This is a genomic window from Streptomyces gilvus (assembly GCF_022513565.1).
Taxonomy (GTDB): Bacteria; Actinomycetota; Actinomycetes; order Streptomycetales; family Streptomycetaceae; genus Streptomyces; species Streptomyces gilvus.
Genome location: NZ_JAKWBE010000054.1, coordinates 1 through 18,435 on the forward strand (window position 1 = coordinate 1; position 18,435 = coordinate 18,435).

15 protein-coding genes are annotated in these 18,435 nt (G+C 68.4%); 8 read left to right on the forward strand and 7 right to left on the reverse strand.

The window, feature by feature from the left end; all coding sequences use genetic code 11:
- Positions 1-92 precede the first annotated feature (92 nt).
- Together MKW14_RS40015 and MKW14_RS40020 are read right to left on the reverse strand one after the other, a co-directional pair.
- Positions 93-557 carry an ATP-binding protein gene (locus tag MKW14_RS40015; protein WP_240871536.1) on the reverse strand — a complete coding sequence of 155 codons (465 nt, stop codon included), beginning with the start codon at positions 555-557 and terminating at the stop codon, positions 93-95.
- Positions 558-686: 129 nt separating this feature from the next.
- Positions 687-1,478: an SGNH/GDSL hydrolase family protein gene (locus MKW14_RS40020; RefSeq protein WP_240871539.1), complete on the reverse strand. Its 792-nt coding sequence runs from the start codon at positions 1,476-1,478 to the stop codon at positions 687-689.
- A 330-nt stretch (positions 1,479-1,808) separates the two neighbouring features.
- Between MKW14_RS40020 and MKW14_RS40025 the strand changes: the two genes are divergently transcribed.
- Together MKW14_RS40025 and MKW14_RS40030 are read left to right on the forward strand one after the other, a co-directional pair.
- Positions 1,809-2,885, forward strand: a complete 1,077-nt coding sequence (locus MKW14_RS40025) for a GH25 family lysozyme (protein ID WP_240871541.1) — start codon at positions 1,809-1,811, stop codon at positions 2,883-2,885.
- 93 nt (positions 2,886-2,978) lie between these two features.
- Positions 2,979-3,632, forward strand: a complete 654-nt coding sequence (locus MKW14_RS40030) for a LuxR C-terminal-related transcriptional regulator (RefSeq protein WP_240871542.1) — start codon at positions 2,979-2,981, stop codon at positions 3,630-3,632.
- 39 nt (positions 3,633-3,671) lie between these two features.
- Here MKW14_RS40030 and MKW14_RS40035 read toward each other — a convergent pair whose 3' ends face one another.
- Positions 3,672-4,952, reverse strand: a complete 1,281-nt coding sequence (locus MKW14_RS40035) for a sensor histidine kinase (protein WP_240871545.1) — start codon at positions 4,950-4,952, stop codon at positions 3,672-3,674.
- Positions 4,953-5,162: 210 nt separating this feature from the next.
- Between MKW14_RS40035 and MKW14_RS40040 the strand changes: the two genes are divergently transcribed.
- The 4 genes from MKW14_RS40040 (at position 5,163) to MKW14_RS40055 (ending at position 9,472) form a co-directional block, all read left to right on the forward strand.
- Positions 5,163-6,104: a helix-turn-helix domain-containing protein gene (locus tag MKW14_RS40040; protein ID WP_240871546.1), complete on the forward strand. Its 942-nt coding sequence runs from the start codon at positions 5,163-5,165 to the stop codon at positions 6,102-6,104.
- Positions 6,105-6,372: 268 nt separating this feature from the next.
- On the forward strand, positions 6,373-7,599 hold the full coding sequence (locus tag MKW14_RS40045; protein ID WP_240871547.1) for a CHAP domain-containing protein: 1,227 nt from the start codon (positions 6,373-6,375) through the stop codon (positions 7,597-7,599).
- Between the two features lie 142 nt (positions 7,600-7,741).
- Positions 7,742-8,635 carry a CHAP domain-containing protein gene (locus tag MKW14_RS41440; protein WP_240871548.1) on the forward strand — a complete coding sequence of 298 codons (894 nt, stop codon included), beginning with the start codon at positions 7,742-7,744 and terminating at the stop codon, positions 8,633-8,635.
- Positions 8,636-9,115: 480 nt separating this feature from the next.
- Positions 9,116-9,472 (forward strand): YciI family protein, encoded by a 357-nt coding sequence (locus MKW14_RS40055; RefSeq protein WP_240871549.1) that lies wholly within the window; start codon positions 9,116-9,118, stop codon positions 9,470-9,472.
- Between the two features lie 112 nt (positions 9,473-9,584).
- Here the strand turns inward: MKW14_RS40055 and MKW14_RS40060 are convergent, their stop codons facing one another.
- Entirely contained in the window at positions 9,585-10,754 is a 1,170-nt protein-coding gene (locus MKW14_RS40060) for a steroid 3-ketoacyl-CoA thiolase (RefSeq protein ID WP_240871551.1), read from the reverse strand.
- Positions 10,755-10,985: 231 nt separating this feature from the next.
- On the opposite strand from MKW14_RS40060, the gene MKW14_RS40065 reads away from it, so the two are divergent.
- A complete protein-coding gene (locus MKW14_RS40065; RefSeq protein WP_240871553.1) occupies positions 10,986-12,221 on the forward strand; it encodes a cytochrome P450 in 1,236 nt (411 codons plus the stop codon).
- 73 nt (positions 12,222-12,294) lie between these two features.
- Here MKW14_RS40065 and MKW14_RS40070 read toward each other — a convergent pair whose 3' ends face one another.
- The gene (locus tag MKW14_RS40070; RefSeq protein ID WP_240871554.1) at positions 12,295-14,355 is read right to left on the reverse strand and encodes a bifunctional glycosyltransferase 87/phosphatase PAP2 family protein; all 2,061 of its coding nucleotides are present in this window, start codon (positions 14,353-14,355) and stop codon (positions 12,295-12,297) included.
- 342 nt (positions 14,356-14,697) lie between these two features.
- Between MKW14_RS40070 and proP the strand changes: the two genes are divergently transcribed.
- Complete coding sequence (proP, locus tag MKW14_RS40075; RefSeq protein ID WP_240871555.1) at positions 14,698-16,056, forward strand: glycine betaine/L-proline transporter ProP; 1,359 nt, start codon at positions 14,698-14,700, stop codon at positions 16,054-16,056.
- 21 nt (positions 16,057-16,077) lie between these two features.
- On the opposite strand, the gene MKW14_RS40080 is transcribed toward proP, so the two are convergent.
- Positions 16,078-16,383, reverse strand: coding sequence for a hypothetical protein (locus tag MKW14_RS40080; protein ID WP_240871557.1), 306 nt, complete (start codon positions 16,381-16,383; stop codon positions 16,078-16,080).
- A gap of 50 nt (positions 16,384-16,433) precedes the next feature.
- Complete coding sequence (locus MKW14_RS40085) at positions 16,434-17,012, reverse strand: hypothetical protein (protein ID WP_240871559.1); 579 nt, start codon at positions 17,010-17,012, stop codon at positions 16,434-16,436.
- Between the last annotated feature and the right edge of the window lie 1,423 nt (positions 17,013-18,435).

The window sequence follows — 18,435 nt, forward strand, 5'->3', positions numbered from 1 at the left end:
CTAGCTGGTCCCGGTCCTACGAGAAGGGTCCGTCAGCTTACTGACGGACCCTTCTCGTTCGCTCGGATTCGGTGCCTGTTCTGCCGCGTGCATCAAGGAGTACGATCGCCGGCGCCGACCACGAGGCCCACGCGCACCGAACAGCCGTCTGCGTCGTGGTGGACATCGCTCCACTTCGCAAGAGACGCGACGATGCCCAGGCCGCGGCCGTGCTCGTCAGGATCGGCGTCGACTCCCCGCGGCGGATGCTGCACGAGGCCACCGTGGTCCCTGACCGCTATGTGCAGTGTGCCTTGTGGACAGTCGAGAAACAGCGTTGTGAGTGCGCGACCGTACTGAGCGGTGTTGGCGGTGAGTTCGCTGACAATCAAAACCGCTGAATCTCGTGGATCATCTGAAATGCCCCAGCGGTGGAGCACTTGGTCCGTGAAGCGCCGGAAGGATCGTACAGCGACTCCGCTTGACGGCAATGTGAGGTGCGCGCGGCGGGCCGAGTCTCCAGTGGGCGCTGTCAAATCTTCCGGCGTGGTCGCGCTGCGCGGTTGGGAAGAAAGCATGCCGGTTCCTCGTTTTCCCCAGACCTTTTCAGGCGCCATGGTGTGTCGGCTGGATTCGCCCGGTCGGCGGGACACGTCGGCCCTGCCCGGGGTGGGGGAGCCCCGGGCAGGGGGTATGTGACGGGTCGATCAGACGCCGGACTCCAGGGCGGACAGGTAGCCGTTCTTGTGACCGTCGGCCGTGGGGTGGTAGGAGCTGCTGGTCGGCAGGGTCAGCGAATGCAGCCATGGAGCGGCGTCGCAGATCTCGTGGCCGGAAAAGTACGGAGCGGTGTTCACGAAGGTGAAGCTCGTGTGCTTGACGACCTCTGCCGCGATCTGCTTGTCGAGCAGGGCGGCGCCGTCGTTGATGGCGACGCGTTTGGCGGTGTCCAGGCCAGGGCACGAGCCGGACCTGGCCAGGTCGTAGAACTGGGGGTAACCCAGGACCACGACATGGGCGTTGGGGGCGTGGGACCTGATCTGGGTGTAGAGCGTGTCGAGGCGGTGGGGCAGCTCGTTCTGGACCCGCTCCTTCGCACCGTCGACAGCGCTGACGCACCCGGAGTCGTCCTTGAAGACGCAGTCCTGCATGACGGCGGAGAAGCCGACGTCGTTGCCGCCGATGGTGATGCTCACCAGGGTGGTGGCGGGGCTGAGCGTGGAGAGCTGGCTGCTCTCCACGTCGGCGGTGGTGGCGCCGGCGCATGCCGCGAACGCGAAGGACGCGGGCGAGGTCGCCTGGGCGTATAGGTACGGGTACGCGGCGGTTGACCGGTCACAGCCGTCCAGGTAGCTGTCGGTGGTGCCGACGCCGGAGGAGTATGAGTCGCCGAGGGCGACATAGTTGACCGTAGGCGCGGCCGCATGGGCGTCGGTGGCGCCCAGGAGACCGGTTGCCGCGACGGCGGCGGTGCTGGCGAGCAGTCGCGTAAGACGCACGGGTTCTCCGCAGGGTGGAAGTGGTGGGGCTTTCGGGCGATGGGGCGGTGAGCCGTGGCCCGTACGGGGCGCGAACTCGACGGATGAGAAGGCCGGTTCTGGCCGGTCCGCACAGTTTTCCGCGACTCGGATAAATCGTCAGGATCGCTTTTCGTCCCACACCGGTTCGTGGGTGATACGACCCACGGATACGTGTCGTCAACTGCCGCTGTGGGGCGTGTTTACCGACATCGTCTTCGGGCTGGACCCACGCCATAATCGCTGCCGCGGCACCGTCTGCCGCCTGACAATTCGTCCTTGCTGGAGAATCGCATGTTCCCACTGCGCCCCATGATTGGCAGATCTCCCGGACAGTCGATCCGCCGCCTTCTCAGAGTTACCGCCGCGCTCGCTGTTCCGGCAGTCCTGGCTGTTTCGTCGGCCGCGATCGTCGCCGAGGCCCAGCCCGCCAGAGCCGTCACCCTCTCCAAACCGGCCGCGCCGACCGTACCCGGCATCGACATCTCCCAGGCCAACGGCGCCGTCGACTGGCAGGCTGTCCGCACTGCCGGATACCGATTCGCCATGGTCGGTGCTGCTGACGGTACGGCTCAGAACCCGTCCTTCGCCGGCCAGTACAGCGGTGCGAAGTACGCCGGACTGCTGCGCGGGGCCTACTTCTTCGCCGAACCGTCCTTCGAGCCGGGCGCCACACACGCGGACTGGTTCCTGGACCAGATCCACTACACCGCCGACGGCACCTCTCTGCCGCCCATGATCGACGTGGAGCAGAACACCAACCTGGGCCGCTGCAACGGCGTTTCGCCGAGCGTGTGGATCAGCTACGTCCACGGGTTCGTCCAGGAGGTGAAGAGGCGTACCGGGCAGGCCGCGCTGATCTACACCAACCCGGACACTTGGGTGAGCTGCCTGGGCAACAGCCGCGACTTCGCCGCCACCAACTCGCTGTGGGTCGCGGAGTGGAACACCGCCGCCCCCTCCCTGTTCGGGGGCTGGACGTCGTACACCTTCTGGCAGCACAGCGACAACGGTTCAGTGCCGGGGGTGCGTGGCTCGGTGGATCTGGACCTCTTCAACGGGGCCGTGAACCAGTTGCAGGCACTGGCGCCCGGCTCGGAGTCCGGCACACCCTTCAAGGTGACCGGTGTGGACTCGGCCGGCCTGGCCGTGCAGTCCCAGCCCCACGCCAACCACGTCATGACCTTCGCCCCCGCCGGGGCGACGTTGCACGTGTCATGCCAGACCAATCACGGTGACCAGGTGGACGGCCGAACCATGAACGGCAGGGCGTTCACCACCTGGGACCGGCTCTCGGACGGGAATTGGGTCTACGACTGGTACCTGAACACTCCCGCCGTCGGCGCCAACGGCTACTCGCCCGGCATCGCGCCCTGCCCGGGCGGCTGAGGGAGGACAGCGCGACGAGCGGCACCCGGATTCCCCGGGCCGGTTGCCAGGATGCGAGGATGTGGTATGGGCTACACAGGGACAGAGGGCAGGATGATCCAGGTAGTCATCGTCGACGACCACCCGTTGGCACGCCGGGGCATCGCCGCCATTCTTGACGAAGTCGGCGACATCGAGGTCGTTCTGGCCTCGGGCTCGCCCGCGGACGTCCTCAAGGCGCTGGAAGAGGGGCTGGACGCCGATGTCCTGCTGCTCGACCTCTACCACGCCGATGACGAGCCGTGTCTGGCAGCCATCCGTGAGTTGACGACCCTCATGAAGGTTCTGGTCGTGTCCGCGTCCGCGCGCCCGTCGGATGTGCTCGGGGCCGTCCAAGCGGGGGCGAGCGGGTATGTCACCAAACTGGCCGACCCGGTGATGCTGGTGTCGGCCGTACGGACCGTCGCGGCGGGCGGGTTCGCGCTCTCCGCGCACCTGGCGGACATGCTCCAGTCCGAGCTGAGCGGCGCCAAGACCTCCCCTGCACCGGTGACCCGGCGCGGCGTGCCCGTGGCACCGCTGTCGCCGCGGGAAGAGGAGGCCCTCGCCCTGATCGCCGAGGGTTTCACGCACGCTCAGGCAGCGACGAGGATGGGAGTGAGCGTGGCCACGGTGAACACCTACGTCGAGCGGATCCGGGCGAAGCTCCAGGTGCACAACAAGGCGGAGCTGACGCGGGCCGCGCTGCGGCACTTCGGGGACGTCTGACCTGACGGCGCCCCGCGTGAGACACGCCTGTGCCACCCCTCATGCCGGACAGGAGGCTCCGGCCTCGGTACCGGGCACCTGACGGGGCAGACGCAGAGCGAGTTCAACGATCGTGCCCATTCCGGGCGCCGTCTCGATCCGTACGCTGCCCCCGATCTCCTCCAGCCGACGGCGAATGGACTGGGGCAGTCCCCATCCGACCGGCTGCGACGCGAGAACGAAGCCCCGGCCGTCGTCAACGACACTGACGATCAGCAGAGTCGGGCTGACTGCGGCACGTACCACGGCCCGGCGGACACCGGCGTGTTTGACCACGTTGGTCAGTGCTTCCTCCACCGCGCCGCACAGCGCACCGACGACGGCCGCGTCCAGGGCGCCGCGGAGGCTCTCCTGCCGGCGCAGTGAGCTGTCGATGAACTGGACGTCCAAGCCCTTTCCCGCCGAGCGGGCCACGACCGTCTGGAGCGCGGTGAGCAGATCGTCGTCCCGGTCGACCGGGTCACCGCGCACCAGTGCCCGCAGCCACGCCGCCTCGGTGGCGACGTGGACGCGCAGCTGCTCGTCGTCGATCCAGGGGCCGCGGGCGAGGGTCTCCATGGTCTGCAGTACGCGGTCGTGCAAAACACGGGCGTGCCGCAGACGCTCGCGTTCGGTGGCCAGCGCTGCCGCGTCGGCGACGGCCCGGGCGCGCATGGCGTCCTGCTCCCGGACGGAGCGGCGCAATTCGCGCGCGACGAGCCAGGTGACCGAGGTGTCGGCGTAGTAGCTCAGGGTGTCGGGCACCGCGTTCCAGGGAGGCTCCAGTCCGAAGAACAAGGACGAGACGACGTATCCGGCGGCGAGGGCCGTGGTGGCGGCCAGCACCGTTCGGTAGCGCCGGTAGGCGACACCGATGCCGATGGACGACAGGATCGTGAACCCGTACATGAAGAACGCCCACGTGAGGGCGTCCTCCGGGGAGATGAGCGCCGCGTTCACGGCGAGCGCCGCGACGCAGAAGGCGATGTCGGCACTGACGGCGGCCGGCGCGATCCTCCGCCGCCGCAGCCAGTACAGAGCCAGCGGCAGGCTCTCGGCGCAGACGGCCAGGGCGAGGGCCAGCTCCCCATTCCGGTGAGCGGATTGTCCCCCGTGGGACACGACTGTGATCAGTACCTGCAGGACGCCCGTCGCGCGGAACAACGCGGCCGTGAGGGTGAGCGTGCGCTCGGCGCGCAGGGCAGCGGTCGTCTTCGGCGGCTCCGTCCCGACCGCGTCCGGCGCGGAACGGTACGGACTGACCGGCCACCGCCGTAAGGACGTTCTGGTTCCTGCCCCCACGCGATCTTCCTTCCTCACTGGTCCGCTCCACCGTCCATGGGCCTCAGCCCTCGGTGTCCCGGTACAGGCCCATGACGGCCCGCGGCCGCTGCACTAGGGTTTGCCGCTCCTACAACGGCGCTGCGCGTGGGGAGGAGTATCTCCTCGTTGTTTCTGTGCGGGGAACCGGCGCCCGAGGACGAACGACAAAGTCCGTACAGGGGAGCGCTCATGGGACGGCGAACAAGGCCGGTGGTGGCAGAGGTGGAGGAACTGTCGGAGCTCGCCGCCGACTTGCGGGCGGTGCGGCGCGCCGCGGGAAACCCGCCGCTTCGGACGATGGCGATGAAGGCCCGCTACTCCGCCAGCACTCTGTCCGAAGCGCAGTCGGGGCGACGGCTGCCCACGCTTCCGGTGCTCCTCGCGTATGTCACGGCGTGCGAGGCCGACCCGGCGGGCTGGGAGGAACGATGGCGCCAAGTCGGCGCGGCGGTCCACGCCCACGAGCAACGCCCGGCGGCCGCCCTCCCGGACGCCCCGTCGTCCGAGGCGGACCAGGCCGAGCCATCGGCACCCGGGCCCACTGACGCAGGGCCGGTCGGGCGGCGGCGCCAGTTGATGCTCGTCGGTGGTGCAGCGCTGCTTCTCGTCGCCGGCGCTTTCACGGTGCCCGCTCTGACGCGGGCGCCCGCGTCAGAGCGGGCACGTGACGTCCGGGCCACCGCCTCGCCGTCGCCACAGGTGATCACGGAGGACACCGACCCCCAGGACACCGGCTGTGACCGGACCGGCGTCAGTACGGTGGCCAGCGTCAACCTGTACGGACCCGACCGGCTCTTCCTCGGATCCGTCTGGCTGCGGCATGCACCCGCGTGCGGGGCCATGTGGACCCGCTTCGAGCCCGGCGCCGGCATGACCCAGCTCTCCGGGGCCAGGGTCACCGTTCGACTCGTGCGGCCGTCCGACGGACGAACCCTACGGTACGAGGCGCCGTATCTGGGGCTGTCCGTGTACGGCAACATGCTCCGGACCGATCGCGGCTGTCTGAAGGCGGAGGCGACGGTCTCCGCGCCGCACCCGACTCGGGGGCCCGCCGTCGCCCTACCACCCGGGGACGTCACCGGCCACGCGGAAACCCCGTGCACGAAACCTCCACGCACCTCGGACCAGTAGCGACCCGTCAGGGATTCAGGCGGCTCGTACCCGAACAACTCGCGACATCGTGTGGTGTGTTCACCCCACACGGTGCGGGGCCCGCATCCTCCCACCGTTCTGAACCGTGGCAGAACGCTCACAGACAGCGTGTCGTGCGTTTTCCTCTCATGACACCGGCGCGTGGACCGTGCCAGATTGTTCGGCACCTCGGAGCCGCCTGTGCCGGCCAGGGCCCGGCGAGCGAGACGACCGAACCCCCGTCTTTTCCCCAGATGAAGGGCACTCATTGTTCGCCCACCTCATTTCCCGCTTACTCCGGGCGCGCCGCCGCGTCCCCGCACTGACCGCGGCGGCGGCCTGCACGGTCTCCCTCCTCCTCGTACCGGCCGCCCGGGCCGACGCCTCCCCGGCCCCGGCACACGCGTCGCAGGCGCACACCCGTGGCGCCATCGGCACGCCGGTGCCGGGGCGCGCCCGGCACATAGGCAACGACTATCCCTGGGAGACCCTCGGCCAGTTCGAGCACCAGGACCAGGGCACCGACCCGTGGCGCGAGTTCTACGGGCAGTGCGACTCCTTCGTCGCGTGGAAGGCGTACGAGAACCTGCACGGAGCCGGTGCCGCACCGACGCCCACGGTGGTTCCTGCGCCAGGCTGGAGTCCCCCTGACTCCGCGATCAGCAGCGTCAACCAGGACACCTGGGGAAATGCGGGGGACTGGCCGGTCACCGCGCCCGCCCACGGCTGGCGCGTGGACAGCACCCCTGTGCCCGGCGCGATCGTCATCTGGGCCAACGGCCATCTCGGGCCCGTGGGCCATGTCGGCTACGTGGACGACGTCTACCCGGACGGATCGATCACCGTGGAGAACTACAACCTCCACGTGAACGGTGAGTACTCGCGCTTCCATCTCCCGGCCGGAGGCGGAACCGAGACCAGCTTCGGAGCCACCTATCACATCCCATGGCCGGACGGCTTCGCCCACATCGGCGACGGGGCCGCCACCGGAGCCGACGGAAAGCCCCTGCCGCCCGAGGCCCCGCCGGCTTCCACCGAGTACCACTACGCCGGCGCACCGGGCCTTCAGGTCGCCGGACCTGGTTCCCCCAGCGGCCGGTTCTCGGCGACCGGGGCCTGGATCAGCCAAGCCGGCCACGGGGAACTCGGCACGATGCTGTGGGCGCCCACCTTCGCGGGCCCGAAGACCTCGCCCCCGCCGGCCATCGCCACCTGGAACGCCGTCGGGCTGACGCCGGACGCCTGTTACAGAGTCGACGCGTTCGTCCCGGACAACCACTCGAACAATCCGAACGCCGGTTACACAGTCAGCGCGGGCGGACACACCAGCCGCGCACAGGTCGACGAGAACCCCGTCACCAACGACTGGGCCCCGCTGGGGACCTACCGAACCGGCGGCGACGGCTCCCTGACCGTCCAGCTGGACAATCGTGGAGCCGTCGGTCTGTACATCGCCGCCGACGGGATGCGGTTCTGGCAGCAGGGCTCCTGCTGACCCGGCCTGCTCCGACTCGCACAGCTGCCGAGGCTGCCGGAATCACCGCCTCCGCGCGCTGTGCGAAGCCCCACCTCACACGAACCGACCAACCACCCCACTCGACCGGGGCGGCTACCGCCGCCCCGTCAAAGGAGATGTCGTGAGACAGTTCGACGCCGCCTTCCGGCTGTTCACCGCCGGGGCCATCGCTGCCGGAACCCTGGTACTGACCACCACCGCATCGGCCCATGCGGCCACAGTCTCCAGGGTGCAGGTGCAGGGCACGGACGGCACCCTGGCCGTGCAGAGCCAGCCCGCCACGAATCACTTCGTACGCTGGCTGCACGAGGGTGACGCCGTCGACGTCGTGTGCCAGGTGAACGACGGAGGCACCGACCTCGGCGACGGCGGAACCTTTCCCTGGCAGAACAGCCGGACCTGGGACCAACTCAGCGACGGCAACTGGGTGTACGACCACTTCCTCACCACCCCCGCGCAGGGAGCAGACGGCTACTCCCCGGGCATACCCCACTGCAACACCAATCCCTCGATCCACCTTGGCGATGACTACCCCGCCGCCTGGAAGAACCAGGGGAAGGACGCGTTCGCCAACCTGTTCGGCCTCAACCGCGAATGCGTCACCTTCGTCGCCTGGAAGATCTATGAGAACAGTGGGGGCCGACAGGTCCCCACCACGAACGCGGTGCCGTCCGACTACGCCCGGTACTCGATCAACGTCGACCGTGACTGGGGTGACGCCGCGAACTGGTCCAGCTATGCGGCACAAACCGGTGTCCGCATGGACCACACACCCACACCGGGGTCGGTCGCCCAGTGGAACGTCGGCGGGGGGATGGCCGCGGGCCACGTCGCCATCGTGCGGGCCGTGCACGGCGACGGGTCGATCGACATCGAGCAGTACAACCTGCGCGAGGACGGCCGGTACTCGACGCTGCACTTCGCGAGGGGCTCCAGCGCCGTCGACACCTCGAACGGGCACGGGCCGTGGACAGTGCGGTGGCCCGACAACTTCATCCACATCAACCGCTTCTGATCCTTCGATCATGTGAGCCCCGCTCGGTTGCGCTCCCAAGGCCGGTCCGCGATCCGGGCCGGCCCGACGGAGGGTGGCTGATCTTCCCGGCCCTGGCCCCGCCCGGCACAGGCCGTCCCCACCAGCGGTATCAGTCCGACGAGGCCGCCCCGACCAACCTCGTCGGACTGATCGGCCGGTAGAGCCGGCGCGGCACCTCCCGCCCCGCCAGACGCGCGCCGCGCTTCTTCAATTGCTTGATCGGGCAGCGCGGGAATGGCCCATCGGGCGGGCCGGAGCCGCGCCCTGCGGCGGAGCCGCCGGCAGCCCCGGCCCGCGTCCTCGCGACCATCACGGGCCGGAGCCCACCTCCGCGGCGCGGTGCCCAGAAACGTACCTGTGTACTCCCCGTTCACGCGAAGGCCGAAGGCCAGTTGCGGGTGCACGTGCGGCCGTCTTCGGACACGTGCGGTGTCGGTGCTGAGTCCTACCCTCCCTTGCATGGACTTCGACACCGTCACTGTCGCCCTTCTCGTTCTTCGCCCGGACGCGCCGAAGCTCGACGAGGAGGCCGCCGCTGCGCTGCAGGACGCGCACATGGCCCACATCGCCGATCTCCACGAGTCCGGTCACCTGCTGGCAGCGGGCCCGCTGCTCGGCGAAGACGACGAGACCTTCAGAGGGCTCACCATCCTCAACACCGGTCCCGAGCGGGCCCTGCAGCTCATGCAGGCCGACCCGGCTGTCGAAGCGGGACGGTTCGCCGTCAAGGTGCTGCCGTGGATGGTGCCGGCAGGCGCAATGGCCTTCTCGGCCGCGCGCTTTCCCCATTCCATGGCGGAAGCGCGGGGCCGGTGAGCTTTCGGCATTCTGTGCGTGCGGGAAGGCGCGCCCGTAGGGGCGCGCCGCCAGCCTCGTTCTTGCGTGACGGTCGGAGCTGAGCAAGAAGACCAGCCCCGCCCCCGCCCGTCTACAGCCTCTGAAGGATCGTGCCGGTGGCGAGCCCGCCGCCCGCGCACATCGTGATGAGCGCGAACTCCTTGTCGGTGCGCTCCAGTTCATGGAGGGCCGTCGTGATGAGGCGGGCCCCGGTGGCGCCCACCGGGTGCCCGAGCGCGATCGCTCCGCCGTTGACGTTGACCTTCTCCAGGTCCTGTTCGAAGACCTGCGCCCAGCTCAACACCACCGACGCGAACGCCTCGTTGATCTCGACGATGTCGATGTCCTTCAGCGTCATGCCGGCCTTGCCCAGCACCGCGCGGGTCGCGTCGATGGGGCCGTCGAGGTGGAAGTGCGGGTCGGCGCCGACCAGTGCCTGGGCTACGATCCGCGCCCGGGGCCGCAGCTTGAGGGCCCGGGCCATGCGCTTGGAGGCCCACATGATGGCCGCCGCTCCGTCGCTGATCTGCGAGGAGTTGCCCGCCGTGTGGACGGCGGTGGGCATGACCGGTTTCAGGCCGGCCAGGGCTTCCATCGACGTGTCGCGCAGGCCCTCGTCGCGGTCGACGAGCCGCCACATGCCCTGTCCGGCGCGCTGTTCGTCCTCGGTGGTGGGCACCTGGACGGCGAAGGTCTCCTTCTTGAAGCGTTCCTCGGCCCAGGCGACGGCCGCCCGCTCCTGCGAGATGAGGCCGAGCGAGTCGACGTTCTCGCGGGTCAGACCGCGGTGGCGCGCGATGCGTTCGGCGGCCTCGAACTGGTTGGGGAGGTCCACGTTCCACTCGTCGGGGAACGGCTTGCCGGGGCCGTGCTTGGAACCCGAGCCGAGCGGGACGCGCGACATGGCCTCGACGCCGCAGCTGATGCCGACGTCGATGACGCCGGCCGCGACCATGTTGGCCACCATGTGCGAGGCCTGCTGCGAGGAGCCGCACTGGCAGTCGACGGTCGTCGCGGCGGTCTCGTACGGCAGGCCCACGGTCAGCCAGGCCGTGCGCGCGGGGTTCATGGACTGCTCGCCGGCGTGGGTCACCGTGCCGCCGACGATCTGCTCGACCGCGTCGGCGGGGATGCCGGTGCGGCCCAGGAGTTCACGGTAGGTCTCGCCCAGGAGATAGGCGGGGTGCAGGTTGGCGAGCGCTCCGCCGCGCCTGCCGATCGGGGTGCGTACGGCTTCGACGATCACGGGTTCCGCGGCCATGGGGGATCCTCTCCTCCGGTACCCGCGCGGCGCGGGGGCGTCCCGGCCGGCCCCGCCACGCTGAACTAGTACGTGTTCTAGTTCTGAGTGCAGTCTGCTGACAGGGCGTCCTCAACCGCAAGGGTCGTGCACACAATTCGAGGTGTCGTACCCCTTGCCTCTTGTAGAACCCGTTACTACCTTCACGGCAAACCTGATGGTCCGTCAGAAAACCGGCTGGAGTGAGTCCCCATGCCCTGTCCAGCTCTCCCCGACGGGTTCGACTTCACCGACCCCGATCTGCTGCACGCCCGTGTGCCCCTGCCGGAGTTCGCCGAGCTGCGCCGCGCCGAACCGGTCCGCTGGATCGCCCAGCCGGGCAACGTCGCCGGTTTCCAGGACGAGGGGTACTGGGCCGTCACCCGGCACGCGGACGTCAAGTACGTCTCCACGCACCCCGAGTTGTTCTCCTCGTACCTCAACACGGCGATCATCCGCTTCCACGAGACCATGCAGCGCGACGCGATCGACGCCCAGCGGCTGATCCTGCTCAACATGGACCCGCCGGAGCACACCCGGGTGCGCCAGATCGTGCAGCGCGTCTTCACGCCCCGGGCCATCCGGGCGCTGGAGGAACGGCTGCGCGAGCGGGCGCAGGCCATCGCCGCGCAGGCCCGCGCCCGCTCCGGTCCCTTCGACTTCGTCACCGACGTCGCCTGCGAACTGCCCCTCCAGGCCATCGCCGAGCTCATCGGCATCCCGCAGGACGACCGGGCGAAGATCTTCGACTGGTCCAACAAGATGATCGCGTACGACGACCCGGAGTACGCGATCACCGAGGAGATCGGCGCGCAGTCGGCCGCCGAGCTGATCGCGTACGCGATGAACATGGCCGCGGAGCGCAAGCAGTGCCCGGCGAGGGACATCGTGACCACGCTGGTGGCGGCGGAGGACGAGGGGAACCTGAACTCCGACGAGTTCGGCTTCTTCGTGCTGATGCTGTCCGTCGCGGGCAACGAGACGACCCGCAACGCCATCACCCACGGCATGCACGCCTTCCTCACCCACCCCGAGGCGTGGGAGCTGTACAAGAGGGAGCGGCCGGAGACGGCGGCCGAGGAGATCGTGCGCTGGGCGACCCCGGTCAACGCCTTCCAGCGCACCGCCACCCAGGACGTGGAACTGGGCGGCAAGCAGATCAGGAAGGGCGACCGGGTCGGCATCTTCTACGCGGCCGCCAACCACGACCCCGAGGTCTTCACCGACCCCGACACCTTCGACATCCTGCGCGACCCCAACCCCCACCTCGGCTTCGGCGGCGGAGGCCCGCACTACTGCCTCGGCAAGTCCCTGGCGGTCCTGGAGATCGACCTGATCTTCAACGCCATCGCCGACGCCCTGCCGGACCTGACTCTGGTCGAGGACCCGGACCGGCTGCGTTCCTCGTGGATCAACGGCGTCAAGCACCTTCAGGTGCGGGCGGGCTGACGATCTCGGGCCGGCGGCCTCCCGGAGCCGCCGGCCCGTCCCGCGGGTCTCGAGGGAGGCAGGAACATCCCCCCTACGCCCCGTTCCTGCCTCCCCCGAGACCGGCGGCAACGGCCTCGTGAGGCGGATCGGCGCTGAGCGCCACGGCCGTACGCGCCCGCGGTCCCTGCAGCAGGTACGTCAGCCCGAAACCGGCGCCGACGACAGCCGCGCCGCCCACCGCGTCCAGCACCCAGTGGTTGCCGGTCGCGACGATCGCGGAGACCGTGAAGAACGGGTGCAGCAGGCCGAGCGCCTTCATCCACCACTTCGGCGCCATGACCGCGATCACCACGCCGCACCACAGCGACCACCCGAAGTGCAGCGAGGGCATCGCCGCGTACTGGTTGGTGAGGGCGGTCAGGGTGCCGTAGTCCGGCTTGGAGAAGTCCTGGACGCCGTGGACGGTGTCGATGATGCCGAGGCCGGGCAGCAGGCGCGGCGGGGCCAGGGGGTAGAGCCAGAAGCCGACCAGGGCGAGGAGGGTGGCGAAGCCGAGGGCCGAGCGGGCCCAGCGGTAGTCCACCGGGCGGCGCCAGTACAGGACGGCGAGGACGGTCAGCGGCACCACGAAGTGGAACGACTCGTAGTAGAAGCCGAAGAAGGCGCGCAGCCAGTCGATCTTCGCGACCGCGTGGTTGACGGTGTACTCGATGTCGATGTGCAGGAACCGCTCGATGTCGAGGATCTGGTGTCCGTGCGCCTCGGCGCGCGGTCGCCCGCCCGCGTTGGTGCCGCCGGTCGCCGCGAGTCTGACCTTCTGGTAGGCGGCGTAGGTGACGCGGATCAGGAGCAGTTCCAGCAGGAGGTTCGGGCGGCTCAGGACCCGGCGCAGCTGGGGCACCAGCGGCACGCGCCGGAGCCGCGCCGGGGCCGGCTCCGCGTACTCGGTCGGGATCGGCGACTGGTAGTAGGGCGAGGTGCGCGACAGGAACGGGACCACGGTCGCCGCGGCGAGGGCCGCGAGCAGGACGACGTTGTCGCGCAGGGGGTCCATCGCCGACATGTTCGGCAGCATCATCTTCGCGGGCAGCGTCATCACCAGGACGACGGCGACCGGCCAGACGTACCGGTCCGAGGCCCGTTTGCCGACCCGGCCGACGACCGCGAGCAGCACCCAGAGCAGCTGGTGCTGCCAGGTGGTCGGGGACACGGCGATCGCCGCGCAGCCGGTGACGGCGACGGCGAGCAGCAGCTGGCCGTCGCGGGCGTAGCGGACGGCCCGGCGGACGCCGAGGACGGCGACGGCGGTGCCGAGCGCGAAGAAGAGGGCGATCTCCAGGGGGCCTGTGAGGTCCAGGCGGAGCAGGGCGCCGTGCAGGGACTGGTTGGCGAGGTCGTCCGCCTTGCCGCCCAGGCCGGTGCCGGCCATGTGGTGCACCCAGTAGGTGTACGAGTCGTGCGGCAGCGCCGCCCAGGCCAGCGCGGTCGCCGCGGCGAAGGTGAGTCCGGCGGACACGGCGGCCCGGCGGCGGCCGGTGAACCACAGCAGCGGGGCGAAGAGCAGCACGGTCGGCTGGAGGGCGGCGGCGAGGCCGATCAGCAGGCCGCTGGTGCGCTGACCCCGGACGACGAAGCAGCCGACCAGCACGAGCAGCACCGGCAGGATGCTGATCTGCCCGAGCCAGAGGGCGTTGCGCACCGGCAGGGAGAGCATCAGCAGGCTGATCGCGACCGGCGCGGCGAGCTGGGAGGTGCGGCGGCTGACGGGCTGGGGCAGGGCGCGGGCGGCGACCAGGCCGAGGGCGACCACCAGCAGCAGGGTGCCGAAGGTCCAGCCCCAGCCGAGGGCCTGTTCGGCCGCGCGGGTGAGCGGCTTGAGGACGAGGCCGCCGAAGGGGGTGCCGGTGAACTGGGTGGAGTCGTACAGCGACCCCTTGACGTGCAGGACGCCGTTCGGGCCGACCCAGGTCTCCAGATCCGTCAGCCGCTCGCCCCTGGGCGTGCTGAGGACGACGGCCACCTGGCGGACGGCGAGGACCGCCGCGACCAGCCACAGGCCCAGGCGGGCCGCGCGCAGGCGTCCCCTGACCACGTCGGCAGCCGTCGCCTTGAGGGCTTCTGCCGGTCGCCCGCCATGCTCCACGTTCGCCACGCCTCGTCGGCCTCCCGCCCCATTGTTTCTTTCAGCCCCCTGAGGAAGACGCAGGCTACCCCGGCTTCACCTGTCGTCCGACCTCCTCTTGTCTGGATGACGATAGACCGCGGGGGGTGGGGTTGCTCAGGGGGGAGCGAGATGGATCACAGGTAAAGCCCGCGAAAAGGTCGGGACGGCGGGCGGACACACCTGCGTAGCCGCTATTTAGATGCACCGTGCAACGACTTGCGTACGACCCGTGAGGGCGACACGTGCGCCTATGGTCGCTCTTCGGCCCGCCGCCGACGCCGCCGCGTGGGCCCTGCCGCTGTCCCCTACGAAAGGCAGGCGAGCGAAGTCTTGGCCACCGCCACAGCCGCCGTCCCGTCCGCACCCACCCGATCCCGTGAGGTCACCGCCACCGAGCCCGCCCTGGTCCGCCGTGCCGTGAAGGCCGCCGCGCTGGGCAACGCGATGGAGTGGTTCGACTTCGGCGTCTACAGCTACATCGCGGTGACGCTGGGCAAGGTGTTCTTCCCGTCCGGCAACCCGACCGCCCAGCTGCTGTCGACCTTCGGCGCCTTCGCCGCGGCCTTCCTGGTACGGCCGCTGGGCGGCATGGTCTTCGGGCCGCTCGGCGACCGGATCGGGCGGCAGAAGGTCCTCGCCGTGACGATGATCATGATGGCGGCGGGCACGTTCGCGATCGGCCTGATCCCGTCGTACGCGACGATCGGCGTGGGGGCGCCGCTGCTGCTCCTGCTGGCCCGGCTGGTGCAGGGCTTCTCCACCGGCGGCGAGTACGCGGGCGCGTCGACCTTCATCGCCGAGTACGCGCCGGACAAGCGGCGCGGGTTCCTGGGCAGCTGGCTGGAGTTCGGCACGCTGGCCGGCTACATCGGCGGCGCGGGCCTGGTCACGCTGATGACGGCCCTGCTCTCCACGCACGACCTGGTGGCCTGGGGCTGGCGCGTCCCGTTCCTGATCGCGGGCCCGATGGGCATCATCGGCCTCTACCTGCGCATGCGCCTGGAGGAGACCCCGGCCTTCGCCGCCGAGGTCGCCAAGACCGAGTCCAACCGCCCCAAGGTCCCCCTCCGCGAGATGATCACGACCCAGTGGAGGGCCCTCCTCCTCTGCGTCGGCCTGGTGCTGGTCTTCAACGTCACCGACTACATGCTGCTGTCGTACATGCCGAGCTACCTCACCAGTGAGCTCCACTACGACGAGACGCACGGCCTGCTCGTCGTCCTCGCGGTGATGGCCCTGATGATGATCGTCCAGCCCTTCGCGGGCGCCCTCACCGACCGCGTGGGCCGCCGCCCGGTCATCGCCGCCGGCTGCGCGGGCTTCCTGGCCCTCTCCATCCCGGCCCTGCTCCTGATCCGCCAGGGCAGCCTCGCCGCGGTCGGCCTCGGCATGGGCGCCCTCGGCCTCCTCCTGGTCTGCTTCACCGCCGCGATGCCGTCCGCCCTCCCGGCCCTCTTCCCCACCCGCGTCCGCTACGGCTCCCTCTCCATCGGCTTCAACATCTCGGTCTCCCTCTTCGGCGGCACGACCCCCCTGGCGGTCACGGCCCTGATCAGCACGACGGGCAACATGATGATGCCGGCTTACTACATGATGGCGGCGGCGGTGATCGGCGGAATCGCGGCCTGGTTCATGACGGAGTCAGCGGGCCGGCCCCTGCCTGGTTCGGCGCCGTCGGTGGAGCAGTAAGCCACAATCCCCGACGGCCGATCACTTCATGTGACCGCCACCGGACAGGTGATCAAGAAGGGCACCGCCCGCGACCCGCAACGGCGCCCGACAACCCTCGGAATCACCTGACCAATCAGACGAATCGACTACACGCAAAGACCCTGCGGCTCCGCGTGGCCCGAAACCGCCGTTGGCGACTTCCGTCAGCAGACGTACGAGCAGTGGGGGCAGGGGGTACCCGCAGGCGGCCTCGGTCTCGGCGACAGCTTCACGCGTCGCAGGGCGAGGAACGTCGCGATGGAAGACGTCGTTGCGGATCGCCTCCACCAGTTCGTCTTCGGTCACGACCGCAGTGTAAATCGACGCTCTGACAGAGCATCGCGACGCAATGAGCGCTAGCTTGCAGCTCGGAGCCTTGCCACGGCTTTCACCATCGCCCGGTCCAGCAGGGTCCGATCGAACTCGCTCGCCTTTGACGACGAGAGCAACGTCCCTTGTATCTGGATGACACTGTTTCCGACCTGTACAACTGCCAGCACATTGCTGGATGCGTCTCCGCCACTGCTCGCAGGCCATTCGATTCCGGCACTTGAATCGCCCACCCTGGGAACTATGAGAGATTTCGGTTCGGATATTGCGGCGCCGTTCGCGCGCCTGCTGGAGACGGCCCGGCATGTCGAACCGGCGGCCGCGACGTCAGACACGACCTCGGCTGCCACACCCCTCGGATAGGCGGCCACGGTCTCCTCCAGCAAGGACGCACCGCCCGGTCCGACCATGCCGATCTCAGCCCAAGCGTCGGCTGTTGGCGCCTTTACCCCGTAGCCGATCGCACTGAGCAACCGTGCGCACGGCTGTGAGTCCGCATTCGTGATGATTCCAAACGGACCACTGATGGGAGGCTCGTCGCTGACCACGCTGTGCCGGGCACTGAACACACCGCCGGGATTGGTGCCCCCTTGGTCATCCACCATGAACGGACCGTGCGGCAGGTCACCTGCGTGGAGGAGTCCCGCTTTGAGCGTGGCCAAGGAAAGCGACCGCGTCGCCGCCGTGGATGTCGAAGCTGAAGCGGACGGCGCTGAAATGACTTTCGATCCACTAGATTCGCTACTGAGGGACGTTGATGAACCACAAGCAGAAAGAGTCCCGATGAACGAGAGGGCGGCCACAAAAACAGCCAGCTTTGAATTAATCATAATCCGATCCCCATAAAGGTCCCATGATTCGAACCTAGGTCACCCTTGAGTCCAGCAAGGTCACCAACATCTGTCACCTGAACCGATAAAAAGCTCAGCTGGACCCGCGGCGTAATGCATTTCTCTTTTTTCTAAGTTCAGAGCCGACATTTTAATAGTTCGCGGGGCACCCTCACTTTTTCGATACTGTCGAAATACCCCCTGTCGCGAGGGAGAATAGCCGAACAAAAGCTTTCCGAACATCGGAGTCTCGATCAAGGCGCTCTAGCGATTCGAATCTCGCGGGTTCGAGATCGATGGTAGTCATTCCTCCTGCACTAGTGCTATCCATGGTCGAGAATAGCAAAAGGCATCGATATGCCTGCACGACCCCTGCTCTTTCCTCGCGCATCAGCGACTGCAGGAATACGGGCTCTTCCTTTACTTGACTGCGGAGTGCTTCGATTGAGCTCCATCGCGTCGCCCAGCCGCGCGCCTCCGCCGCCAACTGGATCTCGAGTAGCGTACCGAAGTCCAGTCGGCATACCCGGAAGTCAGGGTCGGTTGAATAAATCATGGGCATCGGAGCGCTACTCTCCACCGTAGACATCAATGCGAATTGGCGCACAGCAAGGGACATAACGGGCAACCAGCCGCACACGGCGACGCCGTCACACCGCTGAAGAATCGAGGTTGAGGCTGTTTTATCGACGAGTCCCTGACCAGGAGCCTGTCTCATTGCGGAGATAAGGAGGAACACACCATCGCGGCCGATTGAACCAAGCGACGGAGAGTTGAAGCACCACGCCAACAACAAATATTGCCATGAGGCTTAGTCCGACCAGCAGCACGGCCACCCCTTGTGCTGCGGTGCCAGTCATGACGAAAGGGAACCCCAGAGCCATGGCAGCCAAGCCGCCTGCGAAGGGAATCCAGCCTCTGACCAGGCCTCGACGTGTCTCCGGCTTGAAGCCGGAGACCGAAACCTGCTGAACTATCTGATTAAAGTACTGCGGATCTCGCCAAAGTTTCCATGCTCGCCACAGCGCAAACACCGCCGAACCCAGCCAGAAGACCAGAATAACGAATCCCAAGGCCGTCAGCCTCTTCCGCTAGAGTTACCCAAAGGCTTTTACTATGCCATTGTTGACATAGCTGCTCGTAAAGATCGCGACTCCGGCACCGACAACCCCGCCGACAGCAGCGCCTATGTCCGGCG